Origin of the sequence: Acinetobacter sp. 1542444 (assembly GCF_000581835.1) — a bacterium.
GTDB lineage: Bacteria > Pseudomonadota > Gammaproteobacteria > Pseudomonadales > Moraxellaceae > Acinetobacter > Acinetobacter pittii.
This window is the reverse complement of sequence record NZ_JEYA01000002.1, coordinates 285,123-309,429: the sequence shown is the minus strand read 5'-3', so window position 1 is coordinate 309,429 and position 24,307 is coordinate 285,123. Positions and strand designations below refer to the sequence as shown.

Annotated in this window: 22 protein-coding genes; 15 read left to right on the top strand and 7 right to left on the bottom strand. The window is 38.9% G+C overall.

The annotated features are described in order from the left end of the window. Positions 1-39: 39 nt before the first annotated feature. The 5 genes from J580_RS10415 (at position 40) to J580_RS10395 (ending at position 4,987) form a co-directional block, all read left to right on the top strand. Positions 40-669: a UPF0149 family protein gene (locus tag J580_RS10415; protein ID WP_032004130.1), complete on the top strand. Its 630-nt coding sequence runs from the start codon at positions 40-42 to the stop codon at positions 667-669. Positions 670-736: 67 nt separating this feature from the next. After that, positions 737-2,059, top strand: coding sequence for a Xaa-Pro aminopeptidase (pepP, locus tag J580_RS10410; protein ID WP_032004129.1), 1,323 nt, complete (start codon positions 737-739; stop codon positions 2,057-2,059). A 31-nt stretch (positions 2,060-2,090) separates the two neighbouring features. Further along, on the top strand, positions 2,091-3,299 hold the full coding sequence (ubiH, locus tag J580_RS10405) for a 2-octaprenyl-6-methoxyphenyl hydroxylase (RefSeq protein WP_032004128.1): 1,209 nt from the start codon (positions 2,091-2,093) through the stop codon (positions 3,297-3,299). Then, positions 3,296-4,528 (top strand): FAD-dependent monooxygenase, encoded by a 1,233-nt coding sequence (locus J580_RS10400; protein ID WP_032004127.1) that lies wholly within the window; start codon positions 3,296-3,298, stop codon positions 4,526-4,528. Before ubiH ends, J580_RS10400 begins: the two co-directional genes overlap by 4 nt. Before the next feature lie 207 nt (positions 4,529-4,735). Next, on the top strand, positions 4,736-4,987 hold the full coding sequence (locus J580_RS10395; RefSeq protein ID WP_002117665.1) for a hypothetical protein: 252 nt from the start codon (positions 4,736-4,738) through the stop codon (positions 4,985-4,987). Positions 4,988-5,025: 38 nt separating this feature from the next. On the opposite strand, the gene J580_RS10390 is transcribed toward J580_RS10395, so the two are convergent. Next, the gene (locus J580_RS10390; protein WP_032004126.1) at positions 5,026-5,427 is read right to left on the bottom strand and encodes a MerR family transcriptional regulator; all 402 of its coding nucleotides are present in this window, start codon (positions 5,425-5,427) and stop codon (positions 5,026-5,028) included. A 65-nt stretch (positions 5,428-5,492) separates the two neighbouring features. Between J580_RS10390 and J580_RS10385 the strand changes: the two genes are divergently transcribed. Further along, positions 5,493-6,134, top strand: a complete 642-nt coding sequence (locus J580_RS10385; RefSeq protein WP_032004125.1) for a cation transporter — start codon at positions 5,493-5,495, stop codon at positions 6,132-6,134. Positions 6,135-6,189: 55 nt separating this feature from the next. On the opposite strand, the gene J580_RS10380 is transcribed toward J580_RS10385, so the two are convergent. Beyond that, the gene (locus tag J580_RS10380; protein WP_002117603.1) at positions 6,190-6,792 is read right to left on the bottom strand and encodes a LysE/ArgO family amino acid transporter; all 603 of its coding nucleotides are present in this window, start codon (positions 6,790-6,792) and stop codon (positions 6,190-6,192) included. A gap of 105 nt (positions 6,793-6,897) precedes the next feature. Between J580_RS10380 and J580_RS10375 the strand changes: the two genes are divergently transcribed. Next, the gene (locus J580_RS10375; protein ID WP_032004124.1) at positions 6,898-7,788 is read left to right on the top strand and encodes a LysR family transcriptional regulator ArgP; all 891 of its coding nucleotides are present in this window, start codon (positions 6,898-6,900) and stop codon (positions 7,786-7,788) included. Between the two features lie 2 nt (positions 7,789-7,790). Here the strand turns inward: J580_RS10375 and J580_RS10370 are convergent, their stop codons facing one another. Together J580_RS10370 and rsmI are read right to left on the bottom strand one after the other, a co-directional pair. Next, positions 7,791-8,177, bottom strand: a complete 387-nt coding sequence (locus tag J580_RS10370) for a hemin receptor (RefSeq protein ID WP_032004123.1) — start codon at positions 8,175-8,177, stop codon at positions 7,791-7,793. A 99-nt stretch (positions 8,178-8,276) separates the two neighbouring features. Next, complete coding sequence (gene rsmI, locus J580_RS10365) at positions 8,277-9,113, bottom strand: 16S rRNA (cytidine(1402)-2'-O)-methyltransferase (RefSeq protein ID WP_032004122.1); 837 nt, start codon at positions 9,111-9,113, stop codon at positions 8,277-8,279. 209 nt (positions 9,114-9,322) lie between these two features. Here rsmI and J580_RS10360 point away from each other — a divergent pair, with 209 nt between their 5' ends. The 3 genes from J580_RS10360 to J580_RS10350 all read left to right on the top strand — a co-directional run bounded on the left by J580_RS10360 (position 9,323) and on the right by J580_RS10350 (position 11,378). After that, on the top strand, positions 9,323-9,724 hold the full coding sequence (locus J580_RS10360) for a YraN family protein (protein ID WP_032004121.1): 402 nt from the start codon (positions 9,323-9,325) through the stop codon (positions 9,722-9,724). 79 nt (positions 9,725-9,803) lie between these two features. Next, entirely contained in the window at positions 9,804-10,511 is a 708-nt protein-coding gene (locus J580_RS10355; protein ID WP_017398647.1) for a BON domain-containing protein, read from the top strand. A gap of 3 nt (positions 10,512-10,514) precedes the next feature. Next, entirely contained in the window at positions 10,515-11,378 is an 864-nt protein-coding gene (locus J580_RS10350; protein WP_014206106.1) for an alpha/beta hydrolase, read from the top strand. Positions 11,379-11,406: 28 nt separating this feature from the next. On the opposite strand, the gene nudC is transcribed toward J580_RS10350, so the two are convergent. The 3 genes from nudC to dnaQ all read right to left on the bottom strand — a co-directional run bounded on the left by nudC (position 11,407) and on the right by dnaQ (position 15,302). After that, positions 11,407-12,150, bottom strand: coding sequence for an NAD(+) diphosphatase (nudC, locus tag J580_RS10345; RefSeq protein WP_005070517.1), 744 nt, complete (start codon positions 12,148-12,150; stop codon positions 11,407-11,409). Next, entirely contained in the window at positions 12,150-13,793 is a 1,644-nt protein-coding gene (locus J580_RS10340; protein WP_032004120.1) for a hypothetical protein, read from the bottom strand. The genes nudC and J580_RS10340 overlap by 1 nt, the downstream gene beginning before the upstream one ends. A gap of 129 nt (positions 13,794-13,922) precedes the next feature. Next, positions 13,923-15,302, bottom strand: a complete 1,380-nt coding sequence (gene dnaQ / locus J580_RS10335; RefSeq protein ID WP_032004119.1) for a DNA polymerase III subunit epsilon — start codon at positions 15,300-15,302, stop codon at positions 13,923-13,925. Positions 15,303-15,535: 233 nt separating this feature from the next. On the opposite strand from dnaQ, the gene J580_RS10330 reads away from it, so the two are divergent. The 5 genes from J580_RS10330 to J580_RS10310 are packed head-to-tail and all read left to right on the top strand — an operon-like array spanning position 15,536 to position 24,266. Further along, positions 15,536-18,751, top strand: a complete 3,216-nt coding sequence (locus tag J580_RS10330) for a lytic transglycosylase (RefSeq protein ID WP_032004118.1) — start codon at positions 15,536-15,538, stop codon at positions 18,749-18,751. 15 nt (positions 18,752-18,766) lie between these two features. After that, complete coding sequence (locus J580_RS10325; RefSeq protein WP_032004117.1) at positions 18,767-20,602, top strand: extracellular solute-binding protein; 1,836 nt, start codon at positions 18,767-18,769, stop codon at positions 20,600-20,602. Between the two features lie 31 nt (positions 20,603-20,633). Beyond that, complete coding sequence (locus J580_RS10320; protein WP_032004114.1) at positions 20,634-21,686, top strand: microcin C ABC transporter permease YejB; 1,053 nt, start codon at positions 20,634-20,636, stop codon at positions 21,684-21,686. Next, the gene (locus tag J580_RS10315) at positions 21,686-22,696 is read left to right on the top strand and encodes an ABC transporter permease (RefSeq protein ID WP_032004113.1); all 1,011 of its coding nucleotides are present in this window, start codon (positions 21,686-21,688) and stop codon (positions 22,694-22,696) included. The genes J580_RS10320 and J580_RS10315 overlap by 1 nt, the downstream gene beginning before the upstream one ends. After that, complete coding sequence (locus J580_RS10310; protein ID WP_032004112.1) at positions 22,671-24,266, top strand: ABC transporter ATP-binding protein; 1,596 nt, start codon at positions 22,671-22,673, stop codon at positions 24,264-24,266. Before J580_RS10315 ends, J580_RS10310 begins: the two co-directional genes overlap by 26 nt. Positions 24,267-24,307 lie beyond the last annotated feature (41 nt).

Below are 24,307 nucleotides of genomic sequence, written 5' to 3'. Positions count from 1 at the left end.
AAAGGTAATATATACAAAGTATAGAGATTGGATAAACGAATGCAAGACGATATTTCAGGCTGGACAGATTGGAACGCTCATTTTGAAGGAATTGAAGAAATTTCAAGCCCTAGTGAGTTACATGGTCTGTTAACAGGTATTGTTTGTGTGACAGAAGCGCCTACGCGTGAAGAATGGTCACAAATTTTAACAACCCTTAATGTGCCAGAGTTAAGTGAAGATGCTTTAGCGCTTTTGACTGACGAAGCAGAAGATGTGGTTCATGCTTTATCTGAAGATGAATTAGATTATCTACCAATGCTTCCAGATGATGAACATCTACTTCAAGAGCGTGTGCAAGCATTATCTGATTGGTGTGCGGGTGTTGTGTTAGGTTTTGGTTTGGCATCGGGTCATGTTCGTAGTGATGAGCGTGAATTGATTGAACACCTTCAAGATGTTGCAGCAGTTGAATTTGAAGATTCTGACAATGATGAGGAAGGTGAAAGCAGTTACGAAGAATTGTATGAATTTGTACGCTTAATCCCTGTGAGCTTGTCTATTGGCAGAAAAAAAATCACTGTAGCTGAAAGTTCTTTATTGAAAAACTTTCATGCAAAAAGTAAAAATGCGGCTCTAGGTACAGATCAGAATATTGTAGAAATGTTCACACCACATCGTCCAAGCTAATTGAGGCGATGTGTTATTGGTTGTATTTTATTTTTTGACTTTAAAATTCTAAATCAAGTAGATCATTATGAAATTGCCTCAAGCTGATTTTCAACATCGTAGAGACCGTTTAGCAGAAAAAATGGGTCCTAACAGTATTGCAATTATTGCAACGCGTGAGGAGATGTACCGTAATCGTGATGCGGATTATAAATTCCGTGCCGATAGTAGTTTTTTCTATTTGACGGGCTTTGCTGAGCCTGAAGCAGTTGCAGTTATTGAAACTTTTGCGGATGTAACTGACTATAGCTATAGTCTTTTTTGCCGTGAACGTAACCGCGAGATGGAAATCTGGAATGGTTACCGTGCCGGAATTGACGGTGCAATCGAAGACTATGATGCAGATGAAGCCTATGCAATTGATCTGCTTGATGAAGAAATTATTGAAAAGTTATTAAATAAAGAACGTCTTTATTATCGGATTGGGCAAAATGCTGCGTTTGATGCACGAGTGAGCCAGTGGATTAAAAAAGCAGATGCTGAGCATCGACATCAAGGTGCTCCGGCTCAACTGATTCAGCTCGACCGTATTGTTGATGAAATGCGTTTAATCAAGTCATCACAAGAACTTGAGCTGATGCAAATTGCCTCAAAAATTAGTGCTCAGGCACATACCCGCGCGATGCAAACTGTTCGCCCTGGCATGATGGAATATGCACTAGAAGCCGAGCTCAATTATATATTTGGGCAAAACGGCTGTGTCCCATCTTATAACAGTATTGTTGGTGGCGGGGCTAATGCCTGCATTTTACACTACGTTGAAAATAACCAACCTCTTAAAGACGGTGATTTAGTCTTAATTGACGCTGCATGCGAATATGAGTTCTATGCGTCAGATATTACCCGTACTTTTCCAGTAAATGGTAAGTTTAATGCTGAACAAAAAGCATTATATGAAGTTGTATTGGCTTCTCAATATGCGGCGATTGATGCAGTACGCATTGGTAATTCGTACCGTGAGCCTCATGAAGTAGCCGTTAAAATTTTAACCGAAGGCCTAATTGAGTTAGGTTTGCTCAAAGGTGATATTAACGAACTTATCGAAACTGAAGCATACCGTCAGTTTTATATGCATGGTACAGGCCATTGGTTAGGAATGGATGTACATGATGTCGGGTCTTACAAAAAAGGTGAAGACTGGCGTCAATATGAAGAAGGTATGGTCGTTACCGTTGAACCAGGCCTATACATTGCACCAGACGATGAAACTGTAGATAAAAAATGGCGTGGTATTGGTATCCGTATTGAAGATGATGTGGTCGCAACATCAAAAGGTCCGCGAGTTTTAACTGCTGATGTAGTTAAAAATATTGCAGATATTGAACATTTAATGGCGCAAGCTAAATCATAATTAAACGTATTCGCCAAAGGAGCACAACTAGATGCAACAACAAGTGATTATTGTAGGTGGGGGAATGGTTGGACTTAGCCTTTCACTCATGCTGGCGAAGGCTAATATTGCAGTAAAGCTGTTAGAAGCTGTGAAATACCCAAACTATGATGATCAAAATGTTGCCCCTTATCATTCCAGTTTCGATGCGCGTAATACGGCTTTATCGCGTCGTAGCGTCCAGATTTATCAGAAGCTGGGGTTATGGGATGCATTACAGCAGCACGCGACTCCAATTCTACAAGTTCACATTACTGAACAAGGCAGTTTTGGTAAGGCACGATTAATTGCAGAACAAGAAAAAGTCGAAAGCTTTGGGCAGGTGATTGAAAATGCTTGGTTGGGTCGTGTTTTATTGACTCAAGTACGTCAGCAGCCTTTGATTGAGCTGATTGATGGCGTTCAAGTGACTGCTTTAACTCAAGATGCTGAGCAAGTACATATTGAGGCCAAGCGTGGTGATGAAGTTTTAAAACTTGAATCAAAACTATTAATCGCTGCAGATGGACGTGACTCTTTCTGTCGTCAGGCTATCGGCGTTGGTGTAGATGTTCATGATTATGATCAGGTTGCAATTGTCACTACTGTTCAGACTTCAAAACCCCATGAACAAGTCGGTTTTGAGCGTTTTAGTGCATTAGGTCCTTTAGCTTTATTGCCTTTACCGGGCGAATATCGCCGTTCGGTTGTATGGCCTGTTAAAAAAGGCACTGAAGGTGAGTGGTTAGGTGAAGAAAACGACCAACACTTTTTAGATGCTTTGCAAAAAACTTATGGTGACAGAGCGGGTAAATTTGAAAAGACGGGTAAACGCTTTAGTTATCCGCTTTCACAAGTGCTTGCACATAAACAAGCAGTCGGACGCGTTATTTTAATTGGGAATGCGGCGCATACAATCCATCCTGTTGCAGGACAGGGCTTTAACCTATGTCTACGTGATGCGGATGTTTTAGTGCGTTATTTAGTGAACCAGCTAACTACTTCTGATGATATTGGTAACCCAGATAATTTACTGGCTTATGAACAAGCCCGTTTGTCAGATCAACAGCGAGTGATTAAGTTCTGTGACACCGTGGTTCGTGGTTTTAGTAACCAAAATCCATTATTAAAATTAATTCGTAATACGGGATTAATTGCATTCGATGTCATTCCGGGAGTTAAACCACTGGTAGCGAACTATGCAATGGGGTTAAAAGCATGAGTGAAGTACTAGATGTTGTCATTGTTGGTGGTGGACTGGTTGGTGGTTTAACAGCTTTATTACTTGCACAAGGTGGTGTACAGCCTACTGTGCTTGATGCTGCTCCTGTACTGGATGTTGAAAAAACACTAAGTGTGATGAACCCGCGTGTTTTAGCACTGAGCCAAGCGACCATTCATTTACTTAAAACTGTCAATGTTTGGAATGATCTAGCACGTCAAATGCCATATACAGGAATGCAGGTATGGAATCTGAATGGCTATGGTGAAATTAATTTTGGCCATGAGTCCGTACAAAGACCAATGCCAGAACAGTCCTTGGGTTCTATGGTTGAGCCAAGTGTATTGAATGTTGCCATTCAGCAAAAAATGCTTGAGCAACTAAAAGATTATCGTACTCAGGTTCGTGTGACTCGCATTGAGCAGGGTGTTGGTTGTTGGCATATTCAATTGGCAGATGGTTCGACACTTAAAACAAAACTACTGATTGGGGCAGATGGTGCCAATTCATTTGTACGAGAACAGGCCTTTATTGACCTAGATGTCTTAGATTACAAGCAAGCAGCGATTAGTTGTGCCATTAAAACATCTAAACCCCACAATCATGTTGCTCGGCAAACTTTCTTACCTACAGGGCCTTTAGCCTATTTACCGATGGCTAGTCTTGAAGAAAGTGAAAATGGCTACTGGCAGTCAATTGTCTGGACACTACCTGATGATTATGCCGATGAATATTCTGCTTTAACCGATCATGAGTTTATGCAGCTTTTAACTCGAGAAAGCCAACATATGTTGGGTGAAGTGTTAGATGTACGTTCAAGAGCACAATTCCCGCTCAAGGCGCGCGCCGCAAAACAGTATGTGAAAGCTGGTTTAGCTTTAATTGGGGATGCAGCACATGTTATCCATCCACTTGCTGGACAAGGAGTAAATATTGGTTGTTTAGATGCGGCTGTACTCTGTGATGCATTACTACATGATTTAGCGCGTGGCGTATGGGCAAATGAACAGACATTGTTGCGTTATGAGCATCGCCGTAAAGGCCAAAATGATGCAATGATGCATAGCATGTCGGCAATTGGCTGGTTGGAAAGTAGTGAGCTATTTCCATTTATCTGGGCTCGGAATGTGGGACTCAAGCAAGTTGAACAAATTTCTTTCTTAAAAGAGCGTTTTATGCAACAAGCAAACGGTTTAGGGGCTTTACAAAACACCCAGTATAGTCGTTAAAATAATTACGAAGTTTATGCTCTACTGGTCTAAATAAATATCAGTAGATATTTTTTAAGCAATCATTTATATATCATTACCAATTGGGTTGAAAAAGATACACATTTGACCAATTTGGCTCTTTGCTAAATGCAAAGAGATTGCTAAATTTCTGAGGTCTTGGGACCATAGCGATGATGCAATAGAAATCATTCTGGGGAGTGAAAAATGTCAGATATCAATGATTATGAAGATGCAGAAGATTCTGCTGTAGATGAAGATGAAGCGAAAGCAGCTGAAAGCGGTGCAGCTGATGAAGAAGCAAGCAGTATTAATGATACTGATATTGCTGAGGCAGAAACACTGACTGTGACTGCTAAGCAAAAACAGCGCCAAGCGCTGGAAGATGAAGTTGCCGCATTTTTAGCTCGAGGGGGGAGAATTACTGAAGTTCCTCCAGATGAACATAGCGACCATTAATCCTAAAAAGCATCACATGAGTGATGCTTTTTTTATTTTTAAAGAGAGTTTTGAAGCTCTCTCAAGATCCCGCACTCATCTACTGTTCGGTTGGTAGAACAGTGCTGTTTTAAATCAATCAAAGATTCTTTTAAAAGTAATAATCGTTCGATTTTTTCTGATACTTCTTTTAAGTATTTATCGACTAAATTATCAATTTCTGTGCAGGCCTGTTTAGGCTGAGTTTTCATTTCTTTTAATGTTTTAATATCACTCAGTGAAATATCTAATTCACGGCAATGCTTAATAAATAAAAGGTCTGCAAGTGTTTGTTCGGTGTAAATACGATAATTATTTTCTGAACGTTGGATGCGATCAAGTACACCTACTTTTTCGTAATAACGGATCGTATCAATTGGAATATCCGCTTTTTTTGATAATTGACCAATAGAAAGACTCATAAGACTTGACTCTGGAGCTACTCGAGGGTTTTTAATCACTATAAAAGAGTTTTTGAGGAAATAAAATGGCTGGATGTAGTTGTGCTTCAACATGTTCTCCTTCAAAGAAAGTGAGTCCACGTTTTAGAAAAGCGTTATGGATTGCACTTGTGATCAATGCCTTAATGTTTGTGGTGGAAATATTGGGAGGTTATAAGACCCAATCTGTTTCACTTTGGGCAGATGCATTGGACTTCGCCGGAGATGCAGCAAACTATGCACTATCTTTAGTCGTTCTTTCGATGAGTTTATATTGGCGTGCGACAGCGGCATTAGTTAAAGGAATAACGATGGCGGCTTTCGGTGTTTTTGTCATTGCGAAAGTGGTCTGGTCATATTTTTATGGTGTTTCACCCGAACCAATGGTGATGGGGGCAATTGGTGTAATGGCTCTAATTGCTAACGTTTCTGTTGCGCTTATGCTTTATGCATTTCGTGATGGGGATGCCAACATGCGCTCTGTTTGGTTGTGCAGTAGAAATGACTCAATTGCCAATATTGCTGTAATTTTAGCGGCGGTTGGGGTATTTGGAACAGGCAGTGTATTTCCCGATTTATTTGTTGCCTTTGTTATTGCATACTTGGGTGTATCTTCTGGCTACGCTGTTATAAAACAGTCACAACAAGAAAGAAAACAGGCAAGGGTTATAGTGGCCAGTGAAGCGTAATACTAAAGAGTAATAAAAAAGGATCTTTTTATGATCCTTTTTTAATTTTAAGCCGTTAAAACAAGAGGGTTATAGCGATACTCCACATAACGCAACCAATAATGAAATCTAAAATTTTCCAAGCTTTGGGATTGGTAAATAGTGGCTTTAATAATCTTGCACCATAGCCCAGACTAAAAAAGAAAACCCAAGAGGCAAGAATGCTGCCCAAAGCAAAACTCACTTTGTCTTCAAGCTGAGTTGCAACTGAACCAATCAGAACAATAGTGTCTAAATACACGTGAGGATTAAGCCAAGTAAAGGCAAGACAGGTCACTAATGCTTGGGTTAAAGTCTGTTTTTGACTGCTATCAAGGTCCATACTTTGGGTGGTCTTAAATGCAGCATAAAATGCTTTAGCACCGTAAACTAATAAAAACGTTGCCCCTAAATATTTAGCTACGGTAATTAAGATAGGTGATGCCGTCATGATTTCGGCAAAGCCTAATACACCACAGGCAATTAAAATTGAGTCGGACAGAGCGCAGATTAAACACAACCAAAATACATATTGCTGTTTAAGTCCTTGTTTTAGGACAAAAGCATTTTGAGCTCCAATTGCTACGATAAGCCCACTGCCAATACCGAAACCTTTAAAAAATATACTAAGAGAGAACATAACAATAAGGTGAAAAAATCAGATGTGGGAATTATCTGACTTTTTATTAAGAAATAAGTAAAATTAAGAATATTTAGGTTTAGCTAAAAAAAATTTAGGTTTTATATGTTAGATAGCAAACAATGTGAAGCCTTTCTTGCAGTAGCAGAATTGGGAAGTTTTGATGCTGCAGGAGAGTATTTATATATTACGCCCTCGGCAGTGTCCTTACGCGTACAGGCTTTAGAAAAGTATTTAGGACAAATACTAATTATACGGGGTCGCCCGTGTGTGCTCACTCAAGCGGGGCAAACTTTATTGCAACATTTACGTCATACGAGATTAATGGAGCAAAATTTATTACAAGGTTTGATGGGAAAATCATCAGAATCTGAATTTTATAAAATTGCTCTAGCTTCAAATGCAGATTCATTAGCTACTTGGCTTTTACCAAATATTCAGCAAACGCTTTTTAAAGAAAAAATAGTATTAGAACTAAAAATTGATGATCAATCTCACACGCATACTTTATTGGAGACAGGACAAGTCAATGCCTGTATTTCGGCAGAAGAGCAGGTCATGTCAGGTTGTTTAGCTCAACCACTAGGAAAAATGCGTTATAAAATGTTGGCCTCTGCTGAATTTGTAAATAAATGGTTTAGTGCCGGAGTGAATAGAGATGCATTAAGAAAAGCACCAGCAGTTATTTTTAATCATAAAGACTTAATGCATTCAGAGGTCTTACTAAAAGGATACGGTTTACCGATGCAAAGTTATCCTTATAGTTTTATTCCAGCAACAGATGCTTTCGTCAAAGCAATTCAATTAGGTTTAGGCTATGGCATGGTGCCCGAGTTGCAGGTTCAGCCACTACTCGAAAATGGAACACTTGTTGATATTATGCCTGAAGCCGAACTTGATGTTCCTTTATATTGGCACCACTGGAAAAGACAGTCACAGCAACTTGATGTATTAACTGAGACAATTGTTCAGTCAGCGAAAAAGATATTGAGATAAATTTAAGTCCGTGAGCGGGCATAAAAATTTGAAACATACTGAATATAAAACTCTATATCTTGTGTTGAGTAACCTAAAAGCTGTCCGATTCTACGGTCAAGCTCTAAGTGATCTTCGAGCTGAGTCTCCTTTAGTGATTTTTCAATACATAACACAAGTTCATTTAAATTTGCTAAAGGTGCATCTTTGTAGATCAGCATAATTGAAAATGGTAAAGGTAAAGAGGTTTCAATGTCTTTACTCAGCATAGATAAAGTACCTTGCTCGAGATGCTCTAAAAACTCGGTAGGTAGTAGATCATAAAACAAAGCGATAGGTTTCTCGCCTGAAAGTAGTAATTCTAGTTCACACTCTTCATGCGGCCCAAGCTTTCCAAACTGTACATTCATGTAAATACTCTTATTTTTATCTTTAATATTATTATGCAAAATTCATGCACAGTGATGATGAAGAAAATTTATTATTCATCACTGTGCTTAATCAAAAGATTAAGATTGTGTTAACTCAAGCGCACGTTGATAAGCGACTTTTTTCTTAACTCCTGTTAAATCAGCAGCCAGTTGAGATGCCGCTTTAACAGATAAATCTTGAAGTAAGCGCTTTAAAAGTTCATCTAGTTTTTCTTGTTCCAGATCTGTCTTTTCTGGTGCACCGCCAACTACAAGAACAATTTCGCCTTTTTCTTGGTTGTGATCATTTTCTATAAAACTGACCAAATCTTTTAAAGTCATTTTTTTGATGGTTTCAAAGGTTTTGGTAATTTCACGTGCGAAACCTACAGGACGGTTTTCACCAAATACCTCAGCCATATTTTTTACACATTCTAAAATACGGTGTGGTGCTTCATAGAAAATTAAGGTCTGAGTTTCATTTTTGAGTTTTTCTAATTGAGAAATACGTTGAGAAGCTTTTGATGGCAAAAATCCTTCAAAACTAAAACGATCGCTCGGTAGACCTACTGCACTTAGAGCAGCAATTGCAGCACATGCGCCAGGCACAGGAACAACCCTAATGCCATGTTCTTGAGCAGCTCGAACTAACTTAAAACCAGGGTCACTAATAAGTGGTGTACCGGCATCACTAATTAAAGCAATGTTATCGCCTGCAAGTAATTTTTGAACTAACTGCTCAATTTTATTACTTTCATTGTGGTCATGACATGCAGTAAGTTGAGTCGATATATTATAGTGCTTAAATAATTGTGCTGATTGACGAGTATCTTCGGCAGCTACGATAGAAACTGATTTTAAAATATCAATTGCGCGGAAAGTCATATCATCTAAGTGCCCGATTGGGGTGGCTACAACAAATAACTGAGCACTCATTTGGTTTTACTCCGTACAGATAAACAATTTTAATGGGGTAGTTTACCCGAAATTATGATTTGGGCGTGAACAATGTCTGCCAACCTTTGCTTTTCCAAAATGATCTGATTTTCATTTGTTCAATTTAAATCAAAAAGTACGGGTGGATTTAACGAAATAATTTAAGCATCAAAATATGTGGTGCTACTTTTAATTTGGGGAAGATAAAAATGTTATTAGCGCAGCAGTTGGGGAAATGGGCAGAGCAAACAGCTTTAAACCTGTTGCAAAAGCAAAACTATGTATGGGTAACCAGTAATTACCATTCACGCCGTGGTGAAGTGGATTTGATTGTTAAAAGAGGGCAAGAGCTGGTTTTTGTTGAGGTAAAGGCACGTACTATAGGGAGTTATGGACAGGCTTGCGAAATGGTGACAAGAGCAAAGCAGAAGAAAATTATTAAAACCGCGATGCGTTTTTTACAGCGCTACCCATCTTATCAGGATTTTTATTGTCGTTTTGATGTGATTTGTTTTGATTTTCCACAGAAAATTGCAAAAACAGTACAGCAAGACTTTTCAAATTTCCATTATGATCTGCAATGGATCGAAAATGCATTTACTTTGGATTAAGAGTTCATTACTCTTTTGAGCAAATTAAAATCGATATTTTATGATCAAGCCAAGAAGAGATTGATAGGAGTCTGGTGGAGTGTTGAAACGTATTGCTGTAACAGCGCTTTGTGTCGCAAGTTTGTCAGGTTGCGCAAGTTTTATTTCTGGTGGAACAGGTACAGCTCCAGTCGGAACAGATAGTGGTGTACGTAGCTTAGGTCAGGTATTCATTGATTCTTCAATTAAACGTACAGCGAATATTAACCTCTATAAGCTTGATCAGCGTTTTAAACAATCACGTATTAATATCGAAAGTTTCCATAGTACTGTTTTATTAACAGGACAAGTGCCAGACCCATACTTGAAACAATTGGCAGAAGACAATCTTAAAGCCATGAGTGATGTAAAAGCTGTACATAACTACATTACCGTGGGTAATAAGGTCAGCTATAACACGATCATGCAAGATGCTGGTGTAACTGCAAATACACGTGCGCTTTTAATGAAGGCACCTGTAGTTTCTGATAGTAAGGTTCTCGTACATACCGAAGACGGCGTACTTTATGTCATGGGACGTTTAAATACTGCTGAAATTAATGATTTGAATAGCGTCTTACAAAATGTGGGTAACGTGACTAAAATTGTTACTTTAATTGATAACGTTGATTTAGCACCTGCGCCAGCGGCGAGTACTGCTAGTGCAACGACTACACCAATTATTAATAACGTCATTGCTCAACCAACAGTTCAAACTCCTGTTGCAATTGATCCTGACCAAACAGATCCAGCTTCGAATGCACAGTAATATATGAATCTGATTGAACAACTACAAAGTAAAATTGAACAGGCGCGAACTCTTTATAAAGAGTTCCGCCTTTATGATTTGGGGAGTTTTGCTTTAAACCGTTTTACGCCAAAAGATGGTTTTGAACAGGTCGCAAATGTACGTTATGGTCTAAAGCCGCGTCACCGTTTGGATATTTACCGATCTGTTAAAAAACTAGCACATCAGCCTCTTATTGTTTTTGTACATGGTGGTGCTTGGCAACATGGTAATAAGCGAGATTATCTTTTTATTGGTGAGACGTTTGCTAAAGAAGGCTATGACGTTGCAGTTATCAACTATCAATTAGCTCCTAAAAATATTTTTCCGAGTTTTGTTGATGACCTGACTCAGGCATTGAATTATTTACATCAAAACCAAGACAAACTAGAAATTTCTACAGAAAATGTTGTGCTTATGGGACATTCGGCAGGGGCATTTAATGTAATGTCTGCTGTTTATCACCCAACGCCAAATCCTATTCAATGTTTAGGAAATATTAAGGCGATTTTCGGTTTAGCTGGACCTTATCATTTTGATTATAAGGGTGACCCACTTGCAGAAGATGCTTTTGATCAAAGTATTTCTTATCAAGAGGTGATGCCATACTATTTCGTCAATCAAAATAGTATTAAACATTACTTGCTCATGGCTGAAAATGATCAGCTTGTCGGCAAAGAGAATACATTGGATTTGGATCGGGCTTTAAGACAGAGTGGAAATCACAGCCATATCGCTGTGATTCCTAAAACTGGACATATTACAATTTTGGCCAGTCTTTCTAGCTTTATTAGCCACTATTTCAGAACGAAAAGAACGATCTTACATTTTCTCGAAGAAGTGTTTTAAACGAGAGTCTCGTTTAAAACACGGCAGATTACCCAGCTTGGGTAATCTGCATAATCATTGAATGAGCAATACTTCCTTTAAACGGAATCTCAGGTAATTGATCAATTTTGAAGAATTGGGCATCTGCAATTTCTTCTTCTTGAAGCTTAATTTCACCCGACTCATATTCTGCCCGAAATGCTACCATAAGGTTACTTGGGAATGGCCAAGGCTGGCTGGACATATACTGAATATTTTTAAGTTTTAAACCGACTTCTTCAAAGGCTTCACGTTGTACTGCCTCTTCAAGTGTTTCGCCCACCTCAACAAAACCTGCAATCAAACCATACATGTTGGTTTTATTGTGAACTGACTTAGCCAGCAAGATTTCATCATCACCTCGAGTAATGACGGTAATAATGCAAGGGTTTACACGAGGATATTGGTGGTAGCGACAAGAAGGGCATACCATTGCATATTCGGTTGGATGAACTTCCGTCGGATGTCCACAGTGGCTACAAAACTTATGGTTTCGTCGCCATTCAAGTAATTGAACAGCACGGCTCGCCTGCAAAAACTGTTCTTTCGACCAGCTGGTAATAAGCTGGCGAATTGGAACAAGCTGTAAGCCTTCGGGGATAGGTTCCTCAGCAAGCAAGTCACGTGCAATGACTTGCTCATCATGAGTGAAAAGTAAATCACTTGCTAACTTTTCGACTTTGGGTAGTTGGAGATTCTGGTCAACCAGTAATTGTTGATGATGGAAAATATAAGCAAGTGATAATTCAGACATTAAGCTGCCTTTTTTTGAAGTTGTTGACTACTCGACAATGCTACATTAAACATGGATTGTAGAACAGGTTGTTTATTTTTTAAATTGTCAACTAACATGTCAATGCCTGCTAATACGTTAAAAATACAGTGAATTTGGTCTGTATTAAAAGGCTGGCTTTGTTCAAGTTGCTCTTGAACAAATTGGGCAGTTTGGAGTAAAGCATGTTGTTGAGTCGTACTTCCTAAAAATTCGGCTGCACCCGCTAACTCTTTTAATGAACCTGCGATGGCTTCAATATTTTGTGTCTGGTCATTGGCATACAAAGTAAGACTTTGGCAGATAAAATCAATTAAATTTTTTGTCTCAGTAAGCAAAGCTTGGTGAGCTTCATCAAGACGATCTAAAGAAATAGCCGTATTATTCACGCTAAGTTGTAGACGATTTGACGTGTAATTGCGTACCAAAATACCAATTGAGTTCATGGCAGATAAAATACTGTTCATCAGCTGCTGAGCATAGTTTTCATCACTTAAAATGTTAAGTTGACTTAAACTGCTGGCTTGTTGAGAAAGAGCAGATGCGGCTTTATCAAGGTTTAGAAGTTTAAAGGTATGAGCCAGTTGTAAAAGGCTCGCTTGTAGTTGCTGTGCTTTTTCAGGCGACATATTTTGATAGTTGTATTCAATATCGTTCCGCACCTTATTCATTTCATCTAAGATTAATTGGCTGACTGTGTGCATCGTGTCAAAGTCCGGACCAAAGAGATGGCGACTTAAAATGAGTAATTGAGTATCAGTTGGTGTTTCATCACCAATATGAAGCTGTTTACGAATATGGTGAGCAATCTCATCTTCTTGAGCAATAACAATACTTAAAATATCTGCGAAGGCAGCTAAATTGGGCTCAAAACTTTCGGGCGCTGCTAAAAATAGAGCAATATGACTTTCAATATTAATCAGTACACGTAGGCGTGAATCATTTAAAAGGAGGTCATCAATATGGTTAAAAGCGTAATTGACGAGCTGCCAATATTTTTGGCTTGGCTGAGTATTCGCCATGCTGACCAAATAGGTTGCAATAAGTTTAAAGGCTTGAAAATTCTGAGCTGAGGCTGTCTTTTTTAAAAATTGGTGTAGAGATAGTTTGTATAGTTGATGGATGAACTGAGTTTTTTCACTAATTAATATTTCAGGCAAGGGCAGTTCAAGCGAAGTATTTGCAAGTAAAGGAACAATAGCTTGTCCGGAGGTAGTCAGTGGCTTATTTAAAGCCAATTCTAAATTATTTAAGGTCGTAAGAAGAAATTGTGGAACTTGTATTTCACGCAAACAGATAAATTCAATATAGCGCTTTACCATGGTCGTGCCTTCGCTTAGGGCAACCACATCATCCGTATTAATTTGGGTTGGATTCGCAATAATTTTTTGCATCAATTCAGTTGAATACTGAGTGATTTTTGCAAGATAAGGAACATCAATTAAACGTAGAACTTGAGTGCATTGTTTAAACTGTTCTAATGCATCATCAATACCAAAAGGGAGAGTTTGTTCTTCAATTAAGGTACTTACCGCACCTTCTACCAGTTTTATTGAACGATCAATTTCATGTTTAATGATGAGTAAAGCTGTTGGATCGAAATGAATCGACGTATGCTCAGACATAAACGTTCCCCTTTGCAAAAAATCAATTGTTATATTCGTAGTGCTCAATAACTTGAGCTAAAAATCTATGCGACTAATATAACTTAACTTACAAAGGGGAAAAGCTAAAAACACTAAAGAATCAAAAATTTATTTTGCAAAAAGGCAAGGTTCTCCGTGTTTTTCCTCATATTCTTTGACCCAAGTCTCATGTGTATTTAACTCTTCATCTGAAGGGTAAATTACAGGAAGGTCAATTTGAACTCTGCTTCTATTGGTTGTTTGCTGGCTATTTTCACTCTGAGATAAGGCATCTATATCAAAAGAAACCTGACCACCAGTCATTGCCAAGTAGACATCTGCAAGAATTTCAGCATCGAGTAATGCGCCGTGGAAAGTACGGTCACGTGCTGGAATTTCATAACGTCTTACAAGCGCATCAAGGGAGTTCTTTTGTCCCGGATGTTTGTTTTTCGCTAAAGCTAAAGTATCCGTTACCTCACATACTTCAGAAAGTGCAGGAAGCCCTACGCGTTTAAACTCCATATCAAGGAAGTTCATATCGAAGGTCGCGTTGTGGGCAATAATCTCTGCACCTTTGAGATAGTCAAATAAGGTGTCAGCAATGTCCGCATAGAGCGGTTTATCTTTTAAGAAATCATCACTGATACCGTGGATATTTTCTGAGTCTCCCACTGGTTTTTGTGGATTAATATAAATATGAATCGAACTACCCGTAAGTTTACGGTTAATCATCTCAATCGCGCCCACCTCAATAATGCGGTCGCCATCTTGGAAATAAAAACCAGTGGTTTCCGTATCGAGAATGAGTTGTCGAGGACCCTGTAATTTTAATTTGGCTTCGGTCACAACGATTTGAGGATGAATGTTGTTGTTTGGCTGCTTACTTTCTTGTTCGGCAGTTTCAACTTCAATAATTTCTTCTTCCACAATAATCATCTCAACTTCTTCAGTTATTTCAAGATGAATATTTTCTTCTTCTGTTGCGTCAGCCAGATCAAACCCGAAAGGGTCATCTAGCAACCAGTCCTGTTCATGCTTTTTTATATCTTGCGATACAGTGGCAGACTGTGGTTGCTTGAGTTCTTTCGCAGTTTTGTCTGCACCTAAATTAGCAAGCTGGTCTGCCATTTCATTGCCAGGGTGTCCTGCGTGGCCTTTAATCCAGTTCCACTCAATATTTCTACCTGCACAGACAGCATCTAATTTCTGCCAAAGGTCAGGATTTTTTACATCTTTCCAATTTTTCTTTTTCCAACCATGAATCCACTCAGTAATACCTTGCTTCACATAATTTGAATCTGTCCAGATAATCAAATGTGCATCGGTTGGACAAAATGAAACACCTTCAATGGCAGCAGTGAGTTCCATACGGTTATTGGTCGTATCAGGCTCACCGCCAAATAATTTATGTTCACCCTGCTCAGTAATGACATATGCGCCCCAACCACCTAAACCTGGATTGCCACGACATGCACCATCAACATACAGTGTGATTGTTTGAGACATAAATCGAAACCTAAACTAAAAGAAAAAGAACTGAATATGGTGTATTGTATACGCAAAAAGTTCGGTTCCATCGTATCAAAGCAAGGTTTTTTTAATTTCTTGTAACATTTCCATGCAAATGACATTAAATTATTGCCTTGTCTATCTTGCATGCTTTACTACAATGGCATCGAAGACCTAGGGTTTGTGGGCAGACCCCAAAAAAATATTACGCGAGTTGTTTGGAAGTTTTTATGTATAAACCAACCACATTTGTGTGGCAGCCATCTGCAGCATCATTGTTTAAAATTACCGTACTTAGCTCTGCGTTAGCTGCGTTGGGTATTACAACAGGCTGTTCATCGACTCCGCAATCTGCAAAAACCTCAAAATCGAAACAGGTCAGTGGTGCAGGTTATTTAGATGCGAGTAGTCTTGATTCATTGGAAGACTTACTTTCAGCAACTGATATGCGTGCTGTAGAGGGTGACCGTCTGCTTATTTTAAAGCATGGTGATGTCTGGAAACGTATGTCTGTTGGTTTCAAAATGGATTTGAACCATTGGGATTCACGTATTGAAGCTCAGCGTAGTTGGTTTATTTCTCGTCAGCCTTATCTTGATCGTTTAAGTGCCCGTGCAAGTCGTTATTTGTACCATACAGTTAAAGAAGCTGAACGCCGTGGTTTGCCGACAGAACTTGCACTCTTACCTGTAATTGAAAGTTCATATGACCCAGCTGCAACAAGTAGCGCAGCCGCAGCAGGTTTATGGCAGTTTATTCCGAGCACTGGCCGTATTTATGGCTTAAAGCAAACAGGCATGTATGATGGCCGTCGAGATGTTGTTGAGTCGACTCGTGCTGCCTATGAGTTTTTAGGAAGCTTATATAACCAATTCGGTTCTTGGGAGCTTGCTTTAGCAGCCTATAACGCTGGACCGGGCCGTATTCAACAAGCAATTAACCGAAATCAGGCAGCAGGTTTACCAACTGATTATTGGTCTTTAAAATTACCTCAAGAAACCATGAACTATGTTCCGCGTTTCTTGGCTGTTGCCCAAATTATTAAAAATCCAAAAGCTTACGGTATTTCTTTGCCGCCTATTGCAAATAGACCCCATTTCCGTGAAGTGACTTTATCTGCACCTTTATCATTGAATGAAATTGCGTCTGTAGCTGGATTAAGTCGTTCGGAACTCTATGCATTAAACCCGGGATATCGTGGTGAAATGGTGGATCCAGCAAGTCCAATGCGTATCTTGATTCCAGCCGATTTAAGTCCTTCAATTGATAATAAATTAAAAGGTATGAAGTCAGGCAGTGGTTCAGGTTGGTGGGCAAATGTGACCTCACCATCTAAGCCAGATGTAAGTGCTTCAACATCTGTGACAATTAAAACCACGCCTGCAAATCAGGTTCAACCGGTTAAACCGTCAACACCTACTAAAACAACGAGTAGCTCTACCACGGTAAAAACTTCAACTCCACGTGGGTCTGATGCTTTAGCCGCGTTTGCAGCTTCGGCTGATGTACCAAGTGCTCCACGTATTCCTGTTGCTGTGACACCTGCGGCAAATATTAAGCAAGTGAAGACAGAGCCACCAATCTCGGCTGCAGAACGTGAAAAGATTTTAGCGGCAGTTCGAGCTGAAGGTGAAAAAGAAACAGTTCAACAAGCTTTAGAGCCACAACCAACGCAGGCTGAAAAAGATCAAGTAGTTGCCGAGTTGAAAGCTATTGCACCACAAGGAACAGAAATTGTTGATCCTTATGATGGCAAAATTAAGTTAACTGCGATTCAAACAAGTCAGTCAGTTGCAGAGCAACAAGGTAAAGAAGTAAGTAAAGGTTTTGCATATCCAAAAACTTTAGCTGAAGATGTGACTGTAGCTAATTCTGAAGATGGGCAGCGCAATAAAGACAAGCCTTACATTAAAACTGACACAGATGTAGTGGTTGTGCAGCCAAAAGGCAAACGTAGTACCTATACAGTTTTACCAGGTGATACTTTAGCCGTTATTGCGATGAAAAACGGCGTAAACTGGCGCGATGTTGCTAAGTGGAACCAGATTGATCCTGAAAAGACGTTATATGTTGGTTCAACGCTTTACCTTTATGATGCTAAGCCACAAGAAACTCAAACGACTTCAAAAAGCACAGCTAAACCAGATGTATATGTCGTTCAGGCTAACGATAGCTTAAGTGGTGTGGCTAACCAGTTTAATTTGTCAGTAAGACAATTGGCTGAATATAACGATTTATCAGTGACTGATGGCTTATTTGTTGGGCAAAAACTACAGTTAAAAGAACCAAAAAATAGTCGCTTAAGTGCTAAAGCAGAACCGAAAGCTGTTCAGGCAAGTGCAAAACGTATAGCAACTAAAAGCTATACTGTTAAGCGCGGTGAATACCTTAAATTGATTGCAGATCGTTATGCGCTCTCTAATCAGGAACTTGCTGAATTAACACCGGGATTAACTGCGGGCAGTAACTTAATGGTAGGCCAAAAAATTAATGTGCCTACACAAGATATTTCTGTAGATGAAGTTGCTGAAACTAAGGCTTCTAGTAAATCTGAGAAAGCATCAGCAAGTGTTTCTTATAAAATAGAAGGCTATAAAGTACAACGTGGTGATACTTTATCGAGTATTGCAACTAAATCAAAAATTAGCCTAGCTGAGTTAGCCGAATTAAATAACTTAAAAGCAAATAGCCATGTACAGCTTGGTCAAACTTTAAAAGTACCGGCAGGCTTAAGTGTTCCAGAGCAATACGTTGTACAGTCTGGCGATAGCTTAAATGCGATTGCGAGTAAATATAATTTGCAAACAAGCTATTTGGCTGACCTAAACGGTTTGTCTCGTACTGCTGGTTTGCGTGCTGGTCAACGCTTAAAACTAACAGGTACGGTTGAAGAAGTGCCAACTAAATCTTCTAAAAACGCCAAAGAAGAAACACCAGAAACTTATACAGTTAAATCTGGTGATAGCTTAGGTAATATCGCTAATCGCTACCACTTACAGCTGGACTACCTTGCTTCATTAAATGGTCTTTCACGCAACAGTAGCGTTCGTGTGGGGCAGCGTTTAAAGCTAACGGGTGATGTGCCTACAGTTGAAACAGCTAAAGTAGATACTAAGTCTTCAACTAAAACAGTTGCTGCTGGTAAAAACACTGAAAGATATACGGTTAAATCTGGTGAGTCTTTAAATAGTATTGCGAGCCGTGCTGGTATTTCAGTGCGTGAACTGGCTGAAATGAATGCATTAAAAGCAAATGCTAACTTACAGCGCGGTCAGAATATTGTGATTCCAAAAACTGTCGTGGAATACAAAGTGAAGCGTGGTGATACCTTAATCGGTCTTGCGAGTAAATATGGTTTAGAAACCAATTTATTGGCTGAGCTGAATAATTTAACGCCTTCTACTCAGCTTCGCATTGGTGATGTGATTAAAGTGCCTAATTTATAAAATAATTAGTAACTTATGCATAAATCATCTTTTCAACTGAGCCTGCTAGTCGGGCTCAGTGTCATTTCCCATAGTGTTTTTTCTGCACAGCAAACCACTTCATATATAGCGATTCATTCTAAGCCTAAGTATTTAGAAATGATGGCTATGCCATATGCAAACCCTAATGCACCTAAAGGTGGCCTATTAAGTCAGGCAGCTCAAGGAACTTTTGATAACCTCAATAGTATGAATGGGAAAGGGAATGCTACAGAAGGCGTTAATTATCTTTTTGATACCTTAATGACTCAATCACTTGATGAGGTTGGAGTTTTATATCCGCTTTTGGCTCAAAAAGTGAGTTATGACCCAGAAAAAACGCAATTAGTGACTTTCTATTTAAACCCTAAAGCGCGTTTTAGTAATGGGCAGCCAGTCACTGCGGCAGATGTTAAATTTAGTTTTGATGCCTATCAGACTAAATCTAATTTAGGTTTGCAAATGTACCTTGCCGATTTGGCTAAAACAGAAGTAATAAATACTCATCAAGTAAAGTTTATTTTTAAGTCTACACATAATCCTAAAATGCCATTCATTTTGGCAACCTTACCCATTTATTCAAAAGTAGATTGGCAAAAAAGAGATTTTAGCCGAATTACCCTACAACCGATTATTGGTTCGGGGCCATATGTAGTTGAACGAGTTGATCCGGGCAGAAGTATTAGTTATAAACGGAACCCAAATTATTGGGCAAAAGATTTACCTATTAATAAGGGGCGTTATAACTTTGACCGATTAAAATATGTCTATTATCGAAATTGGGATATTGCTTTTGAAGGATTTAAATCTGGGCAATACACTTTGCATGAAGAAACTAATCCTAAAAAATGGGTAACTGATTACCGGTTTCCAGCCGTAAAAGCAGGGTTGGTTACTCAATATAAGTTTCGTCATCATAATCCTATCGCCACTGAAAGCTATGTTTTTAATACGCGACGAAAACCTTTAAATGATATTCGTTTTAGACAAGCCTTAACCTATGCCTATGACTTTGAATGGCAGAATAAAGCTTTGTTTTATGGACAATATCAGCGCCTACAAAGTTATTTTGAAAATAGTGAATTAGCAGCAACAGGTCGACCTTCAAAAACTGAATTAGAGTTGTTAAAACCGTTATTACCTAAGTTATCTCCACTCATGCAGCAAGGTGTGTTAGCAGATTGGAAATATCCAGTGTCGGATGCGAGTGGTTTCAATCGTCAGAATTTATTAACGGCACGGCAATTACTGATACAAGCTGGCTATAAAGTTAAAGAAGGACAGCTATTTACACCTGAAGGAAAAAAAGTTCAGCTTGAGTTTTTAATTCAGCAAGATGGTAAACAACGAACACTTCTACCTTTTATTCGTAACTTAAAAAAATTAGGTATTGCAGTTAATTTGCGTCAGGTTGATGCTCCGCAATATTTAGAACGGACTCGCCGTTACGATTTTGACATGACCACAATGAATTTGCCGCAATCTCTCAATCCGGGAAATGAACAAACTCAGTTTTGGGGGAGTATCGCCGCAGCTCAGGATGGAAATTACAATTATGCCGGAATTCGTAATCCAGTAATTGATCAAGTGATTTCAAAACTCGTGACGAGCAAAAGTCGTGAACAACAGATTATTTATACTCGCATTCTCGATCGAATGCTTAGAGCTGGTTATTATCAAATCCCGACCTATGGTAAAGGTGAAAACTGGTATGCTTATTGGAATATGTATCAACAACCTAAAGTTAAACCAGCACTTTCTTCTGGGATAGAATATTGGTGGAGTGATACAAGCAAAGCCAAAAAAGTTGCCAAATATTTACATCAACAATAAAAAGCACCTGCCATAAAGGAAATCCTGTTATATGGGTTCATATATTCTCAAGCGACTTCTTTTAATGATTCCCACATTGTTTGTCATTTTATTGATTAACTTTGTGGTTGTGCAAATTGCACCAGGTGGGCCAGTTGAGCAAGCAATACATCAGGCACAAAGCGATTTGGGAATTGGCCGTGCATTGAGTGCAGAAACTTATTATCAAGGTGCTCAGGGGTTAAGCCCTGAAATGGTTGAGCAAATTAAGGCTCAGTACGGCTTTGATCGTTCTGCTCCTGAACGTTTTTTTCTAATGTTAAAGGGCTATTTAACTTTAGATTTTGGAAAAAGCTTCTTTAAAGATAAATCTGTCGTGCAATTGTTATGGGAAAAAATGCCTGTTTCCATTTCACTTGGGCTGGTGAGTACTTTTCTCATTTATCTCATTTCTATTCCGCTGGGAATTAAAAAGGCAAAACAGCAGGGCTCTTGGTTTGATCGGTCCACTTCTTTAGTGCTTGTGGTGGGGTACGCTGTACCAAGTTTTGTATTTGCGATTTTGTTAGTTGTTTTTTTTGCGGGTGGGTCTTATTTCCAATGGTTTCCACTACAAAACTTAGTCTCAGATAACTTTCATCAACTCAGTCTCTGGGGCAAAGTTACCGATTATTTATGGCATATGACTCTGCCACTCATTACCATGGTATTAGGCGGTTTTGCCAGTTTAACCTATTTAACTAAATACTCATTTTTAGAAGAACTCAATAAACCCTACGTTTTGGCAGCATATGCAAAAGGTTTGAACAGCCAACAGGTCTTATATAAGCATGTCTTTCGTAATGCCATTTTAGTTGTGCTCGCAGGATTGCCAGAAGCGTTAGCAGGTATTTTCTTTGTAGGTAACCTATTTGTAGAAATTATCTTTCACCTAGATGGGGTGGGTTTGTTGGGCTTTGAAGCTATTGTCCAACGTGATTATCCTGTTATTTTTGGTGTTTTGTTTTTCTTTACTTTATTTAGCCTAATTTTACGTCTCATTTGTGATGTGTTGTACCAATGGATTGATCCACGAATTCACTTTAATGCGCAAGGAGGCAAATAATGTCTTTGATTGTGCGAACACGATTACAGCGTTTTAGACAGCATAAATTGGGCTGGGCCAGCTTTATTTTATTTAGTCTAATTTTGTTTTTGTCATTAGCCGCGGAGTTGATTGCTAACGATAAACCCCTGTTAGTGAAGTATGAAGATTCTTACTATTTACCCGTGTTAAAAACTTATCCTGAAACTGCGTTTGGTGGGGTGTTTGAAACAGAAGCTGACTATAAAGATCCTGCCGTACAAGCGCTTATTGAAGCTAAAGGATGGGCAGTTTGGCCCCTCATTCAATTTTCATATCAAACTCCCAATTTAGACTTGGCAGTTCCTGTGCCATCACCACCTTCCAAGCAAAACTGGTTGGGAACAGATGATCAGGGAAGGGATGTTCTTGCGCGTATTCTTTATGGATTAAGAGTATCGTTGCTTTTTGGCTTAGCCTTAACCTTTTGTTCTGCTTTATTTGGAATTACCGTTGGTGCTATTCAAGGCTATTATGGCGGCTGGGTCGATTTATTGGGGCAACGTTTAGTTGAAGTCTGGAATGGCTTACCCATGCTTTTTATGGTCATGATTTTAGTCAGTATGTTTGTTCCAAATGTATATTGGCTATTTTTCATTATGTTGTTTTTCGGCTGGACCGTTTTGGTGGGCATTGTTAGGGCAGAGTTTTTAAAAGCTCGTCAGCTTGATTACGTTCGTGCAGCCCAAGTATTGGGAGTGACTGATCGTGCGATTATTTTTAGGCATATTTTGCCAAATGCGATCAGTTCGAGTTTGTCTCAGTTACCTTTTATTTTAACAACTAACATTAGCGCTTTAACTGCTCTTGATTTTTTAGGATATGGTCTACCGCCAGATGCGGCCTCTTTAGGTGAATTATTACTACAAGGTAAAAATAATTTAGATGCGCCATGGTTAGCAATTTCAGGCTTTTTTAGTCTGGCGATTGTTCTTTCACTTTTAATTTATATTGGGGAGGCGGCCCGTGAAGCGTTTGACCCAAGAAAATAACTTAAATCCCGCTTTAGCATTATTAAAAGTAGAGCAACTTTCGGTTCAGACCAAAGACCGAAAGGTTTTATTAGAAGATCTGAATTTTTACTTGAATGAAGGGGAAACATTGGCTATTGTGGGCGAAAGTGGTTCAGGTAAATCGATAAGCTGCTTAGCAATAATGGGCTTGCTACAAGAAAAATTAGAAATAACGGGTCAGGTCTGGATTGGTTCACAAAATATGCTTGAGCTAGATGAAAGAGCTCAATCAAATTTACGTGGTCGACAAATCGCTATGATTTTTCAAGAGCCTGCTACTGCGTTAAATCCGCTCCATCGGGTTGAAAAAATTATAGGAGAAAACCTTCTTTTATCAGGTTTTTCAAAACGCGAGGTTCGACAACAAATAGTTGAACTGCTAAAAGATGTTGGAATTGTCGAACCAGAACAAATTTTAAAACGTTATCCTCATGAGCTTTCTGGTGGGCAAAGACAACGTGTCATGATCGCGATGACATTGGCACTTCGGCCTAAAATTTTGATTGCTGATGAACCTACTACTGCGTTGGATGTAGTTTTACAGATACAGATTTTAGAGCTATTAAAATCTTTGCAAAGCAAATATGGGATGGCACTTATTTTAATTAGCCATGACCTAAATTTAGTACATCGCTATGCTGAAAAACTTATTGTATTGCAAAGTGGGCGTGTAGTAGAGCAAAGTGAACTGAGCCAAATTTTTGCAAATCCTAAAACAACTTATACAGCACAGTTGTTAGATCATGATTTTGGAAGTGTAGAGTCTAGACCTGCTCAACAGAATGTTTTATCAGTTCGACAGCTCAGCGTGCAGTTTCCTATAAGAAAAGGAATTTTAAATCGCATTCAAGGGTATTTCACCGCAATAGAAGATTTGAGTTTTGATCTTGCTCAAGGTGAATCGCTTGGGGTGGTTGGTGAAAGTGGTGCTGGTAAATCATCCCTGGCGATGGCTTTGGTCCGACTTATTAAAAGTGAAGGGCAGATTATTTTTTTAGGTCAAGATTTAAATCAGCTACAGCCTAAAGCCCTACGCTTGATGAGATCAGATTTTCAACTTGTATTCCAAGACCCATTTGGAAGTTTAAACCCGCGTATGACAGTAGGGCAGATTATTGCTGAAGGATTGAAAGTGAAAGCAGTAGCTGATAACGAGATCAAACAGCAAGTTGAATCTGTATTGGTAAAAGTTGAATTGGCTGAAGATTTTCAACACCGTTATCCTCATGAACTTTCAGGTGGACAGCGTCAACGTGTCGCCTTAGCCAGAGCTTTGGTGGTGCAACCGAAACTTTTAATTTTGGATGAACCTACCTCTGCCTTAGATCGGACCACGCAAAAAGCCATGATCAAGTTGTTGAGACAATTACAGCAAACTGAGCAGTTAAGTTATATTTTTATTAGTCATGATCTCAATATAGTAAAAGCAATATGCCATAAAGTGATGGTATTACGTCATGCAAAAGTTGTTGAATATCAGAAAACTGAACTCTTATTTTCTAAGCCTCAAAGTGAATATACGAAACAGTTAATTAAAGCATCCTTTTAAAAATATTTTTAATTGATTGTTTTATATAAATAAATTTTGGT